This is a genomic window from Mesorhizobium sp. M7A.F.Ca.US.010.02.1.1 (assembly GCF_004023085.1).
Taxonomy (GTDB): Bacteria; Pseudomonadota; Alphaproteobacteria; order Rhizobiales; family Rhizobiaceae; genus Mesorhizobium.
This window is the reverse complement of sequence record NZ_RZRV01000015.1, coordinates 116,682-128,640: the sequence shown is the minus strand read 5'-3', so window position 1 is coordinate 128,640 and position 11,959 is coordinate 116,682. Positions and strand designations below refer to the sequence as shown.

Annotated in this window: 12 protein-coding genes and 1 riboswitch; of the genes, 3 read left to right on the top strand and 9 right to left on the bottom strand. The window is 63.1% G+C overall.

Going from position 1 to position 11,959, the window contains the following annotated elements; genetic code table 11:
- Positions 1-139: 139 nt before the first annotated feature.
- Both EOA19_RS18040 and EOA19_RS18035 read right to left on the bottom strand, forming a co-directional pair.
- Positions 140-910, bottom strand: a complete 771-nt coding sequence (locus tag EOA19_RS18040; protein ID WP_128304370.1) for an ABC transporter substrate-binding protein — start codon at positions 908-910, stop codon at positions 140-142.
- A 97-nt stretch (positions 911-1,007) separates the two neighbouring features.
- Positions 1,008-2,102 (bottom strand): 2'-deoxycytidine 5'-triphosphate deaminase, encoded by a 1,095-nt coding sequence (locus EOA19_RS18035; RefSeq protein ID WP_023811336.1) that lies wholly within the window; start codon positions 2,100-2,102, stop codon positions 1,008-1,010.
- A 138-nt stretch (positions 2,103-2,240) separates the two neighbouring features.
- Positions 2,241-2,318: riboswitch (SAM riboswitch) on the top strand.
- 57 nt (positions 2,319-2,375) lie between these two features.
- On the opposite strand from EOA19_RS18035, the gene EOA19_RS18030 reads away from it, so the two are divergent.
- Complete coding sequence (locus EOA19_RS18030) at positions 2,376-3,563, top strand: O-succinylhomoserine sulfhydrylase (RefSeq protein WP_027039511.1); 1,188 nt, start codon at positions 2,376-2,378, stop codon at positions 3,561-3,563.
- 21 nt (positions 3,564-3,584) lie between these two features.
- Here EOA19_RS18030 and EOA19_RS18025 read toward each other — a convergent pair whose 3' ends face one another.
- Both EOA19_RS18025 and EOA19_RS18020 read right to left on the bottom strand, forming a co-directional pair.
- A complete protein-coding gene (locus tag EOA19_RS18025; protein WP_127272043.1) occupies positions 3,585-3,812 on the bottom strand; it encodes a BrnA antitoxin family protein in 228 nt (75 codons plus the stop codon).
- A gap of 184 nt (positions 3,813-3,996) precedes the next feature.
- A complete protein-coding gene (locus EOA19_RS18020; protein WP_128304369.1) occupies positions 3,997-5,148 on the bottom strand; it encodes a ceramide glucosyltransferase in 1,152 nt (383 codons plus the stop codon).
- 243 nt (positions 5,149-5,391) lie between these two features.
- On the opposite strand from EOA19_RS18020, the gene apaG reads away from it, so the two are divergent.
- On the top strand, positions 5,392-5,784 hold the full coding sequence (gene apaG / locus EOA19_RS18015; RefSeq protein ID WP_013533640.1) for a Co2+/Mg2+ efflux protein ApaG: 393 nt from the start codon (positions 5,392-5,394) through the stop codon (positions 5,782-5,784).
- Positions 5,785-5,831: 47 nt separating this feature from the next.
- Here apaG and EOA19_RS18010 read toward each other — a convergent pair whose 3' ends face one another.
- The 3 genes from EOA19_RS18010 to EOA19_RS18000 form a co-directional block, all read right to left on the bottom strand.
- Positions 5,832-6,863 (bottom strand): Hsp33 family molecular chaperone, encoded by a 1,032-nt coding sequence (locus tag EOA19_RS18010; protein ID WP_128304368.1) that lies wholly within the window; start codon positions 6,861-6,863, stop codon positions 5,832-5,834.
- Between the two features lie 78 nt (positions 6,864-6,941).
- Positions 6,942-7,853: an ornithine carbamoyltransferase gene (argF, locus tag EOA19_RS18005; protein ID WP_128304367.1), complete on the bottom strand. Its 912-nt coding sequence runs from the start codon at positions 7,851-7,853 to the stop codon at positions 6,942-6,944.
- A gap of 16 nt (positions 7,854-7,869) precedes the next feature.
- Positions 7,870-9,069, bottom strand: a complete 1,200-nt coding sequence (locus EOA19_RS18000) for an aspartate aminotransferase family protein (protein ID WP_128304366.1) — start codon at positions 9,067-9,069, stop codon at positions 7,870-7,872.
- Between the two features lie 357 nt (positions 9,070-9,426).
- On the opposite strand from EOA19_RS18000, the gene EOA19_RS17995 reads away from it, so the two are divergent.
- The gene (locus EOA19_RS17995) at positions 9,427-9,945 is read left to right on the top strand and encodes a GcrA family cell cycle regulator (protein ID WP_023811342.1); all 519 of its coding nucleotides are present in this window, start codon (positions 9,427-9,429) and stop codon (positions 9,943-9,945) included.
- Between the two features lie 120 nt (positions 9,946-10,065).
- On the opposite strand, the gene EOA19_RS17990 is transcribed toward EOA19_RS17995, so the two are convergent.
- Together EOA19_RS17990 and phoU are read right to left on the bottom strand one after the other, a co-directional pair.
- Entirely contained in the window at positions 10,066-11,076 is a 1,011-nt protein-coding gene (locus EOA19_RS17990) for a magnesium and cobalt transport protein CorA (RefSeq protein WP_128304365.1), read from the bottom strand.
- An 88-nt stretch (positions 11,077-11,164) separates the two neighbouring features.
- The gene (gene phoU / locus EOA19_RS17985; protein WP_128304364.1) at positions 11,165-11,890 is read right to left on the bottom strand and encodes a phosphate signaling complex protein PhoU; all 726 of its coding nucleotides are present in this window, start codon (positions 11,888-11,890) and stop codon (positions 11,165-11,167) included.
- Positions 11,891-11,959 lie beyond the last annotated feature (69 nt).

Sequence of the window (11,959 nt, the reverse complement as noted above, 5' to 3'; positions counted from 1 at the left end):
GAGGGGGAGATGTCGCCAAAGGCGACAGAGGGGGTCGCCTCGCGTGAAGCGCCAACTGTCGCAAGAAGGTTGCATCCGGTCGAACCGACCCCCTCTGGCCTGCCGGCCATCTCCCCCTCAAAGGGGGGAGATTGCTGCTTCAATAGATATCGAAGTCGAAATACTTGGCCTGGATCTTCTTGTAGGTGCCGTCGGCGACGATCGCGTCGATGGCCGCGTTGAGCTTGTCGCGCAGGGCCGTGTCGTCGAGGCGCACGGCAATGCCGGCTTGCGTTTCGGTGCCCTTGACGTCGCCGACCAGCTTGCAGCAGCCGTCGCTTGCCTTCTTCAGCCAGTCCATCAGCACGAACTTGTCCGAGATCACGGCGTCAAGGCGGCCGTTGGTCAAGTCGGTGATCGCCTCTTCCTGGGTCGGATAGAGTTTGGCCTCCGCGCCCGCCTTGCCATATTCATTCTGGGCATAGTCGGCCTGCGTGGTCGAAGCCTGGGCGCCGACGGTCTTGCCGGCAAGGGCCGCCGGTTCGGTCGAGGTCAGGTCGCTGTCCTTCGGCGCCACCAGGGCGAGCGGTGTCGTATAATATTTGTTGGTGAAGGCGACCTGCTTCTTGCGCTCCTCGGTGATGCTCATCGAGGCGATGATGGCGTCGAATTTCTTCGCCTGCAAAGCGGGAATGATGCCGTCCCAGTCCTGCGTGACGATCTCGCATTCGACCTTCATCTGCGCGCACAGCGCATTGGCGATGTCGATGTCGAAGCCTTCGACCTTGCCGTCAGCGGTAATGGTGTTGAACGGCGGATAGGCGCCCTCCGTGCCGATCTTGATTTTCTCCTGCGCCTGCGAAAGCGAGCCGGCCGCCATCACCAGCATGGCAGCGCCTGCCGCCGATATGATCCATTTCGAAATCTGCATTTTCTTGGTTCCCCTTGAACGCCGGCATCTTGACGACCAGCAAGGCAGCCAAGCATGGCGAGCCGGTACAGGCAAGTATTTTGCCTGACGGCGGCGCTCAGCGCGCGGCGCGGAAATGCTTGGACAGCTTCAGGCCCTGCGCCTGATAGTTGGAGCCGAGATCGGTGCCGTAGAGCGCCTGCGGCCGCTTCAGCATGTGCTCGTAGACCAGCCGGCCGACGATCTGACCATGGTCGAGAATGAACGGCACTTCGTGGCTGCGCACTTCCAGCACCGCCCGGCTGCCCGTGCCGCCAGACGCGGAATGGCCAAAGCCCGGATCGAAGAAGCCGGCATAGTGGACGCGGAACTCGCCGACCAGCGGATCGAAGGGCGTCATCTCGGCGGCGTAGAGCGGCGGCACATGCACCGCCTCCTGGCTGACGAGGATGTAGAACTCGTCGGGGTCGAGCACCAGTTCGCCGGCGCCGCTCTTGTGGATCGGCTCCCAGAAGTCGACGACTTCCTGGGCCGCGCGCTTGTCGACATCGACGAGGCCGGTGTGATGCTTGCCGCGATAGCCGACCAGACCGTTCTGATCGCCGTTGAGGTCGATCGACAGCGCGATGCCGCCGCCGGAAATATTCGGCGGCTCGGTGGCGACCAGCGTCTGCGCGCGATGCAGGTCGTGCAGCTCGGCTTCCGAGAGCAGCGCATTGCCGGTGCGGAAGCGGATTTGCGACAGGCGCGAGCCGGTGCGCACGACGATCGGGAAGGTGCGCGGGCTGACTTCCAGAAAGAGCGGGCCGTGATAGCCGGCAGCGATCTTGTCGAACTCGTGGCCGCGATCGGTCATGACCCGGGTAAAGATGTCGAGCCGCCCGGTCGAGCTCTTCGGGTTGGCCGAGGCCGAAATGCCCGCCGGCAGCGCCAGGCTTTCAAGCAAGGGCACGATATAGACGCAGCCGGTCTCCAGCACCGCGCCCTCGGCAAGATTGATCTCGTGCAGCTGCAGCCGGTCGAGCTTTTCCGAGACCTTGTGGTTGGGGCCGGGCAGGAAGGAGGCCCGCACCCGCCAGGCCTTGTCGCCGAGCCTGAGATCGAGACTGGCCGGCTGGATCTGGTCGGCGTCGAGCGCACGCGCCGACTTCAGCGCGCCGGACTGGAACAGCGCCGATATGTCCTGATCGGGAAGAATGCCTGTCTGCCGCAAGGCTCCACTCCTAGGTCAGACGTTTTTCTTGTCGCAGGTTCTGGTCGCAAAACCGTGGAACACTTTTGCGGAACCTGCTTGGTACAAACCTCTTAATGAAGCCGGCAATTGACGCAAGCGTGGCGCGGGTCTAAAGGGTCGTTATCCCGTGGTGATTTGGCCGGTCGGCTTGCAGCCACGTTAAACAAGTCGCTAAAGGACCGTCGGGCCGCAAGGCCGTATGGACCGGTTGCGACTTTCGCGGCCGGTTTTTTTGTGTCTGGAAGAAAAGCGATGAGCACCAAGAAGCACAACTGGAAGCCTCAGACGGCACTCGTGCACAGCGGAACGCTGCGTTCCGGTTTCGGCGAAACGTCGGAAGCGATTTACCTGACCCAGGGCTATGTCTACGAAACGGCACAGGCCGCCGAAGCCCGTTTCAAGGGCGAGGAGCCAGGCTTCATCTATTCGCGCTACGCCAATCCGACCGTCGACATGTTCGAAAAGCGCATGTGCGCGCTGGAAGGCGCCGAAGATGCCCGCGCCACCGCCTCCGGCATGGCCGCGGTGACGGCCGCCCTTCTGTGCAGCGCCAAGGCCGGCGACCACATCGTGGCGGCGCGTGCGCTGTTCGGATCCTGCCGCTGGGTGGTCGAGACGCTGGCGCCGAGATACGGCATCGAGGCGACGCTGGTCGACGGCACGGATATCGCCAATTGGGAAAAGGCGGTCAAGCCGAACACCAAGCTGTTCTTCCTGGAAAGCCCGACCAATCCGACGCTGGAAGTGGTCGATATCGCCGCTGTCGCTTCGCTTGCCAATTCGATCGGCGCAAGGCTGATCGTCGACAATGTCTTCGCCACGCCCCTGCAGCAGAAGCCCTTGCAGCTCGGCGCCCATATCGTCGTCTATTCGGCGACCAAGCACATAGACGGCCAGGGGCGCTGTCTCGGCGGCGTGATCCTGTCGGACAAGAAGTGGATCGACGAGAACCTGCACGATTATTTCCGCCATACCGGCCCAAGCCTGTCGCCCTTCAACGCCTGGACGCTGCTGAAAGGCCTGGAAACACTGCCGCTGCGCGTGCGCCAGCAGACGGAAAGTGCCGGCCGGATCGCGGATTTCCTGGCCGAGCGGCCGGAGATCGCCCGCGTCATCTATCCCGGCCGCGCCGACCACCCGCAGGCTGATATCGTCAAGAAGCAGATGGCGGGCGGCTCGACGCTGATCTGCCTCGACGTCAAGGGCGGCAAGCAGGCGGCCTTTGCCTTGCAGAACGCGCTCGACATCGTCTTGATCTCCAACAATCTCGGTGACGCCAAGAGCCTGATCACCCACCCGGCGACGACGACGCACAAGAACCTCAGCGACGAGGCGCGCGCCGAGCTCGGCATCGGGCCGGGCACGCTCAGGCTTTCGGTCGGCCTGGAGGACACCGACGATCTGCTCGAGGACATCGCGCAGGCGCTGAAGGCCAGGTAGCGCGCGAGCGTCGTCACAGGATTACAGGCCGACCGCCTTGCGCAGCACTTCGTTCATGCGGGTCTGCCAGCCATCGCCAGCGGCCTTGAAGCGGTCGAGAACGTCGGCGTCGAGGCGTAGCTGTACGGCACGTTTGGGCCGGGCAAGCGGCGGCCGGCCAACCTTGCGGCGCGAAACGGCATCGGTTGGCTGAGCATCCGGATCGGCTTCGGCCGCAGCGGTGATCTTGGCATCTTCTTCGTCGGTCATTGCGGCAAGCGCCTTTTTGGCCAAGCCAAAGCGTCAGCACGTGACAGCTGGGGCGCAGCAGCCTCGCGGCGTACGATCGTCTTAGAGGTTTTCGACATAAATTATGTATACACAAAAATAGAGCCTAATACAGCATTTCTGTATATACGATAATTATCCCAGAGGATCAGACCGGCCAGTCGCTTCAGGCGCCGGACGGCGTCTCTTCCAGCTCGGCCGTCTTGGTGCCGATGATCATCGCATTGCCGCGCCAGTCGACGGCGCCGCCGAGCCAGCCGCGCCCCCACATCGCCGGCAGGATCAGGTCGCGCGCCACGATCGCAGCGACCATGCGTGGCGACAGGTACCAGCCCTTGGACCAGGCCAGGGCGCACTCCGGAAGGTAGAAGGCCGCCAATACGGCAAGGGCTGTTGCCCAGAGGCTGAAACCGGCACTGGCTGCGGCAATCAGCGCAAGCACCAGCGGCACCACGGCGCCAGTCAGGATTTCGGGTGCGAAGAACAGCGGGAAAGTGACGCGACGCAGGCGCGCCCAACGGGCCTGGCGCGACCAGATCTCGTCAAACGAGCGCCGGCCAAGCGGCTGCTCGAAGGGGGCGGCGACGAGATTGACGCGCAAGCCGAGGCTGTTCACCAGCTTGGTCGCGGCGGCATCCTCCGCGATCTCGGCGGCCAACGCGCGGATGCCGCCATTGGCGTCGAGCATCGGCTTGTTCCAGAGCATGCTCTTGCCCTGGGCAAAGCCAAGGCCGAGCGCATCGCCGGCATATTGCCAGCGCGCCTGCAGCGTGTTGAGGAAAGCGCATTCGACCTCGGCCCAGAAGCCGGCCGGCCGCGAGCCGATCGGCGTCGAGCAGACAAGGCCGGTGCCGGGCCGCCAGGCAGCCATCAGGTGCTGGATGTAGTCCCTCGGCATCAGCACGTTGGAATCGGCCAGGACGACCCAGTCGTGCCGCGCCGCTTCCCAGCCCTTGACGCAATTGTTGAGTTTCGGATTGGCGCTGATGCGGTCGTCGCCGACAAGCAGGCGGGCCGGCACTTTCGGAAACCGGACGATCGTCCTGTTTATCAATTTGACCACCGGATCGTCGGCATGGGCGACGCAGAAAATCAGCTCGTAGCGCGGCCAGTCGAGCGAAAAGGCGCGCTCCAGCGTCTCCTGCGTGAACGGCTCGACGCCGCGCGACGGCACGACGATCGACACCGGCCGCGGCTTGCCGGCCGGCGGCGCAATTGTGCGGCGCCGTTTCAGACGCGAAGCGGCGAGCACGATGCTGGCGAGATTTGAGAGAATGAGGGCAGTTGAAAGCGTGGCGGCTATGAGAGTGAGTTCCATCGAGATCCGGTCACTCCAGGAAACCGGTCCGCCAGAACAATCTGGCTGGCATGACGACCGATTCAACAGTTCGACAGAGCGCCCGAGTCGCGCGGCACTGGTCGGCGCACACCATCATTGTCATGTGTCACTTAAATGACATTCTTTGCCGCCACCTGCGGTTCGGTCCGCAATGACAGGACGCGCACCGTTGACCAGCCCGCGTGGAGCGCCGAAAGTTACCGGATTGTTTTGGAGCCGCTTATGTATAGCGCCGTCACGCGCAACATCGAAGTGCAGGTCAGGCCATTCTATCTCGAGGACCGCTCGGATCCCTCGGAGAACCGCTATGTCTGGGGCTATCAGATAACGATCGACAATCAGTCGGACGATTTCGTGCAGCTTCTGTCGCGCTATTGGCACATCACCGACGGCACCGGCCGGGTCGAGGAAGTGCGTGGCCCCGGCGTGGTCGGCGACCAGCCCGAACTCAATCCCGGCGACAGCTACCAGTACACGTCCGGTTGCCCGCTCTCGACACCATCCGGCATCATGGTCGGGCACTACACGATGCGCAACAAGCGGGGCGAGACGTTCGACATCGCCATTCCGGCGTTTTCGCTGGATCTGCCGGGGACGCGGCGGACGGTGAATTGATTTCGCCTCACCGGCCGCTCCGCGGCCAGTGAGGCGTGGTTTTTTCTCTACTGGGCCGCAAATTCCGCCGGATCGAAGTCATATTGCTTCGAGCAGAATTCGCAGGCGACGTGGATGCCGCCGTCCTCTGTACTGTCCTTGATCTCCTGCGCGGAAAAACCCTCGAGGATGCCGCGGATCTTGTCCCTGGAGCACGAGCACTGGTCGGCGACCGGAACGCCGCCGAAGACGCGCACGCCATGCTCGTGGAACAGCCTGTAGAGCAGCCGCTCGGCGCCGATCGTCGGGTCGATCAGTTCGGTCGGCTCGATCGTACCGAGCAGCGCCAGCAACTCCTGCCAGGAATTGTCGACCGGGTCGTGGACCTCCTCGCGCGGATCGCCATCGCCACCCGGCAGGTCCGGGACGCGCATGCGCTCGGGCGACTGCGGCAGGAACTGCGCCAGGATACCACCGGCGCGCCACTGCTCGCGGGCACCGCCAGGACCGGGCGTCAAAAGCTTGGCCACCGACAGCCTGAGATCCGTCGGGATCTGCTCCGACTGGCGAAAATAGGTGCGCGCAGCATCCTCCAGCGTCTCGCCGTCGAGCTGGACGATGCCCTGATAGCGCTGCGTGTGAGCGCCCTGGTCGATGGTCAGCGCCAGCACGCCGCTGCCGAGCAGCGTCTGCTGCGAGGTTTCGCCGGCCGCGACCAGCGCTTTCAGCCGGTCGGCATCGAAACGCGCATAGGCGCGCAATGCCGAGGGCGTGGAAAAATCGGCGACCAGCATGTCGACAGGCCCGTCGGTGCGGGTCTGCAGGATGAATTTGCCCTCGAACTTCAGCGAAGTGCCGAGCAGCACGGTCAGCACACAGGCCTCCGCCAGCAGGCGGGCGACCGGCTCGGGATAATCGTGGCGGCTGAGGATGGCGTCCAGCATCGGCCCGAGTTGGACCGTGCGGCCTCGCACATCGAGAGGGCCGACCTCGAACGGCACGACGTGATCGTCGCCGGCATAGCCGAATTCGCCGAGTTTGGGGTGATGTTCAGTCACTTGATAGGTTTCCAACATGACAAAGCTCCGGGGCGCGGCCATGCCGCCCTCCGGGGCGCATGCGTCGAAACGCGCTGTTTTTGCGTGATGGCCCGCAGATAGGCATCACACCTCCGGAGATCAAGCGCCGAGGCACCAGGCGAGCACGGCCTTCTGGGCATGGAGCCGGTTCTCGGCCTCGTCGAAGACCACCGAATGCGGTCCGTCGATGATCTCGTCTGTCACTTCCTCGCCGCGATGCGCCGGCAGGCAGTGCATGAACAGCGCGTCCGGCTTGGCCTTCGCCATCAGCTTGGCATTGACCTGATAGGGCGAGAACACATTGTGGCCGCGGGCGCGATGCTCCTGGCCCATCGACACCCAGCAATCGGTGACGATGCAGTCGGCCTGGTCGACGGCCTCCTCGGGCGAGCGGGTGAAGTGCAGCTTGCCGCCGTGCGCCTGCGACCAGTCGATGTGCTTCTGCGCCGGCTCGCTGCCTTCGGGCACGGCGACGTTGAGGTTGAAGCGGAATCGCGCCGAGGCCTCGATCAGCGAATGCAGCACATTGTTGCCGTCGCCGGTCCAGGCGATGGTCTTTCCGGCGACCGGACCGCGATGCTCCTCGAAGGTCATGATATCGGCCATCAACTGGCAGGGATGGGTATCGTCGGTCAATCCGTTGATCACCGGCACGGTGGCGTTCTCGGTCAATTCCAGCAGCCGCTCATGCGAGGTGGTGCGGATCATGATCGCATCGACATAGCGCGACAGCACCTTGGCGGTGTCGGCGATGGTCTCGGAACGGCCGAGCTGCATCTCGGTGCCGGTCAGCATGATGGTCTCGCCGCCGAGCTGCCGCATGCCGACGTCGAAGGAGACGCGCGTGCGCGTCGACGGCTTGTCGAAGATCATTGCCAGCACCTTGCCTTCGAGCGGTTTGGTGCGCTCGCCGGCCTTGAGCCGGGCCTTTCGCACCACCGCATCGTCCAGCATCAAGCGCAGATCGCCTTCGGAAACGGCGGAAAGATCGGTGAAATGGCGAACTGACATCAGCAATGGTTCCGGATTACTTCGCCGCGGCGGAAGTGATCGCCTCCGCCAGGCCCTTGGCGCCGGCGCGAATGCGGTTGAGCGCGTCATGGATCTCGGCGTCGGTGACGGTGAGCGGCGGCAACAGGCGAATGACGTTGTCGCCGGCCGGAACCGCCAGCAGGTGCTGGTCGCGCAAGGCCATGTTCACCTTGGTGTTGGGCATGGCGCATTTGAGCCCGAGCATCAGCCCGGCACCCCTGATGTCCTCGATGATTTCGGGAAACTCGTCGGCGACCGACGCCAGCCCCTGCTTCATCAGCAGCGCCTTGCGCTGGACATCTTCGAGGAAGCCGTCTTCCAGCACGACATCGAGCACGGCGTTGCCGACAGCCATGGCAAGCGGGTTGCCGCCGAACGTGGTGCCATGCACGCCAGCGGTCATGCCGACGGCCGCTTCATCCGTGGCAAGGCAGGCGCCCATCGGGAAGCCGCCGCCAATACCCTTGGCGATCGCCATGATGTCTGGCGTTACACCTGACCATTCATGCGCGAACAGCTTGCCGGTGCGGCCGATGCCGCACTGGACCTCGTCGTAGATCAACAGCAGGCCGTGCTGCTCGCACAATTGCCTGAGCCGCTTCAGCGACTGCGTCGGCACCGGGCGGATACCGCCCTCGCCCTGCACCGGCTCGATCAGGATCGCGGCCGTCTCCGGCGTGATCGCCTTTTCGGCGGCGTCGATGTCGTCGAAGCCGACCTGATCGAAACCTTCGACCTTGGGGCCGAAGCCCTCGAGATATTTGTACTGGCCGCCGGCCGCGATGGTCGCCAGCGTGCGGCCATGGAAGGCCCCTTCGAAGGTGATGACGCGGAAGCGCTCGGGATGTCCGTTGACGAAATGGTAGCGCCGTGCCGTCTTGATCGCGCATTCCAGCGCCTCGGCGCCGGAATTGGTGAAGAACACCTTGTCGGCGAAGGTGGCGTCGGCCAGCCGCTCGCCGAGCCGGTTCTGCCCGGGGATCTCGTAGAGGTTGGAGACATGCCACAGCTTGGCGGCCTGCTCGGTGAGTGCGGCGACCAGATGCGGATGACCGTGGCCCAGCGAATTGACGGCGATGCCGCCGGCAAAGTCGAGATATCGCTCGCCCTTGTCGGTAATCAGCCAGGTGCCTTCCCCGCGGTCGAAGGCCAGGGGTGCGCGAGCAAAGGTCTCGTAAAGCGCCGAACCGCTCATTATATGCGTCTCCGGTACCGGAAATCAAAAAAGCCGCCAAAGCGGCGGCCTGTGCGGCTTATCCTGTTTTTCGGCCATGAAGTCAACGAAAACGTCGCGTAGTGGCGCGCGGCAAGCCCCCTGACGGGACGCCGGCTCATAAGCGACCGGGCAAGTTGGGGAAAACCGAAAAAACCGATTCGTGTTGCACTTGGGACTCTTGTCACCGAGTCAGCGCATAGAGTAGTTGTAGTCGAGAAATAACTAGATTTCGTGCGGCGGACCTAATCACCAGATATATGTGGTGTCTGCCCCGGCAAATGTTGCCGGGTCGGGAGAAGGATTCCGATTGCCGCACGCTTAGAGGAGCGCGGTCTCATGAACTGGACTGACGAGCGGGTAGAACTCTTGAGAAAACTGTGGTCGGAGGGTCTGAGCGCAAGCCAGATTGCTGCGCAGCTTGGAGGGGTCAGCCGCAATGCGGTCATCGGGAAGGTGCATCGGCTGAAACTGTCGGGCCGCGGTCGCTCGACCGCCACGCCGGCACGCCAGAAGAAGGCGGCACAAGGATCAACCGTCCAGAAATCGGTATCACGTGCAGCAACCACGGCACGCCATGTCACGACATCGATCGGCGCGACCGCCTTGCAGACGCAGTTCGACGCCGAACCCGTGGCACGCCATTACATCCGTCCGGTCGAAAATGTCGTGCTGCCGATCTCGCGGCATCTGCAGCTGGTCGAGCTGACCGAGCGGACCTGCAAATGGCCGAACGGCGACCCGCTTTCAGAGGACTTCCATTTCTGCGGCAACGATGCCGCCGAAACCGGACCCTACTGCAAGTACCACGCCCGCGTGGCGTTCCAGCCGGCATCGGAGCGGCGGCGGAGCCGATAGTTAGGGATTGGGCAGTAGGGACTAGGCAGTAGGGGCAATATGCTCTGAATTTCTTGCCCTACTGCCTACTGCCTACTGCCTACTGCCTACTGCCTACTGCCTACTGCCTACTGCCTACCCTCACAGCCACCCGTTCTTCCTGAACCGCCAGTAAAGAAACGTGCAGATCAGCACGATGGCGCCCAGAACAACCGGATAGCCGTATTCCATCTTCAGTTCCGGCATGTCGCTGAAATTCATGCCGTAGATGCCGGCGAGCGCCGTCGGCACCGCCAGGATTGCGGCCCAAGAGGCGAGCTTCTTGGTGTTCGCGGTTTCCTGACTCTGGCCGACCAGCAAGCTCGCCTCGAAAGCGAACGCCAGCACCTCGCGCAGGCTGTCGATCTTCTCCTGGACGGTGCGGATGTGATCGGTGACGTCGCGGAACAGCGGATGCATGGCGGTGTGTATCTGCGGCAGCTCGGCGCTGGTCAGCCGTCGGCAGACTTCGACCAGCGGAAGCGCAGCATTGCGCAGGCGCAGGAGATCGCGGCGCAGCATATAGAGCCGTTCGATGTCGGGAGCGGTCATCGGCTTCAGCAGAACCTTGTCCTCGATCGCCTCGACTTCGTCCTCGATCTGCTCGAGCACCGGCATGTAATTGTCGACGATGAAATCGAGAATGGCATAAAGGACGAAATCCTCGCCCTTGGCCAGCGAATGCGGGCAGCTTTCCCAGTGCTGACGAACGGCGGCATAGGACGTCGAAGGACCGTGCCTGACGCTGACGATGTAGCCTGAGCCAACAAACAAATGGGTCTCGCCGAAGGTGACCCGGCCGTCGATCAGCTGCGCGGTGCGAGCGACGATGAACAAGGCGTCGCCATATTGCTCGATCTTCGGCCGCTGGTGCGGGTGCTCGGCATCCTCGATCGCCAGCTCATGCAGGTGAAACTGCGCCTGGACGCGCAGCAACAGGTTACGGTCGGGCTCCAACAGGCCGATCCAGACGACATGACCGGATTTCTTTGCCCATTCGCCGGCTTCCTCGATGGGAATGTCGGCGATGCGGCGCCCGGCCGTGTAGACGCCGCAAGCGATAATGCCGGATATCGGTCCAGTCGCCGGGGTCAGGTTCCGAACATTTTCCATCACGACCTCCCGGAGCAAATCCACGGACGAGGATAGAGCAAAGCCCGGAAAGCTTAGCGTAAATCGGATTACGGTTCGAGAGGCGCGTTCACTTCACCGGCTGCGTCCCGGAAAGGCTGATTTTGTCAGTCTTGTCGCCCTTGGGCCGCTCAGCCGGCAACTGATCGCCGGTGACGATGTAGTAGATGGTCTCGGCTATGTTGGTGGCGTGATCACCGATACGCTCGATGTTCTTGGCGCAAAACAGCAGATGCGTGCAGGGCGTGATGTTGCGCGGATCTTCCATCATGTAGGTCAGCAATTCGCGAAACAGCGATGTGTACATGGCGTCGATCTGGTCGTCACGATCGCGCACGAAGCCGATTTTCTCCACCGAGCGAGACGCGTAGACGTCGAGCACTTCCTTGAGCTGGGTCAACGCCAGGTTGGACAAAGCCTCGAGGCCGCGGAACAGGCTGGTCGGCTGGCGTCCGTCGGTGACGGCGACCACCCGCTTGGCAACGTTCTTGGCGAGATCGCCAACCCGTTCGAGGTCGGCGGAGATGCGAATGGTCCCGACGATCTCGCGCAAATCCCCCGCCATCGGCTGACGCTTGGCAATGATGATGATCGCCTTGTCGTCGATTTCGCGCTGGCCCTCGTCCAGTACGGTATCGTCGCGGATGACCTTCTGGGCAAGGCCTGGGTCGGCATTGACGAGAGCGGCGACCGCCTGTTCGACCATGCGCTCGGCATGGCCGCCCATCGCGGCGATACGCTTCGACAGATATTTCAACTCCTCGTCATAAGCGCTGACGATGTGCACGGACTGCATGGCAAAATGCCTTCCCACGGGGTGTTTTGATTTTTGAGTCGTTTCCTCGAATCCCCGCTGATACGCTAG

Coding starts and splice junctions, on each gene's coding strand:
- EOA19_RS18040 (WP_128304370.1), bottom strand. CDS start 910: ATGCAGATTTCGAAATGGATCATATCGGCGGCAGGCGCTGCCATGCTG.
- EOA19_RS18030 (WP_027039511.1), top strand. CDS start 2,376: ATGAGCACCAAGAAGCACAACTGGAAGCCTCAGACGGCACTCGTGCAC.
- EOA19_RS18025 (WP_127272043.1), bottom strand. CDS start 3,812: ATGACCGACGAAGAAGATGCCAAGATCACCGCTGCGGCCGAAGCCGAT.
- EOA19_RS18020 (WP_128304369.1), bottom strand. CDS start 5,148: ATGGAACTCACTCTCATAGCCGCCACGCTTTCAACTGCCCTCATTCTC.
- apaG (WP_013533640.1), top strand. CDS start 5,392: ATGTATAGCGCCGTCACGCGCAACATCGAAGTGCAGGTCAGGCCATTC.
- EOA19_RS18010 (WP_128304368.1), bottom strand. CDS start 6,863: ATGGCCGCGCCCCGGAGCTTTGTCATGTTGGAAACCTATCAAGTGACT.
- argF (WP_128304367.1), bottom strand. CDS start 7,853: ATGTCAGTTCGCCATTTCACCGATCTTTCCGCCGTTTCCGAAGGCGAT.
- EOA19_RS18000 (WP_128304366.1), bottom strand. CDS start 9,069: ATGAGCGGTTCGGCGCTTTACGAGACCTTTGCTCGCGCACCCCTGGCC.
- EOA19_RS17995 (WP_023811342.1), top strand. CDS start 9,427: ATGAACTGGACTGACGAGCGGGTAGAACTCTTGAGAAAACTGTGGTCG.
- EOA19_RS17990 (WP_128304365.1), bottom strand. CDS start 11,076: ATGGAAAATGTTCGGAACCTGACCCCGGCGACTGGACCGATATCCGGC.
- phoU (WP_128304364.1), bottom strand. CDS start 11,890: ATGCAGTCCGTGCACATCGTCAGCGCTTATGACGAGGAGTTGAAATAT.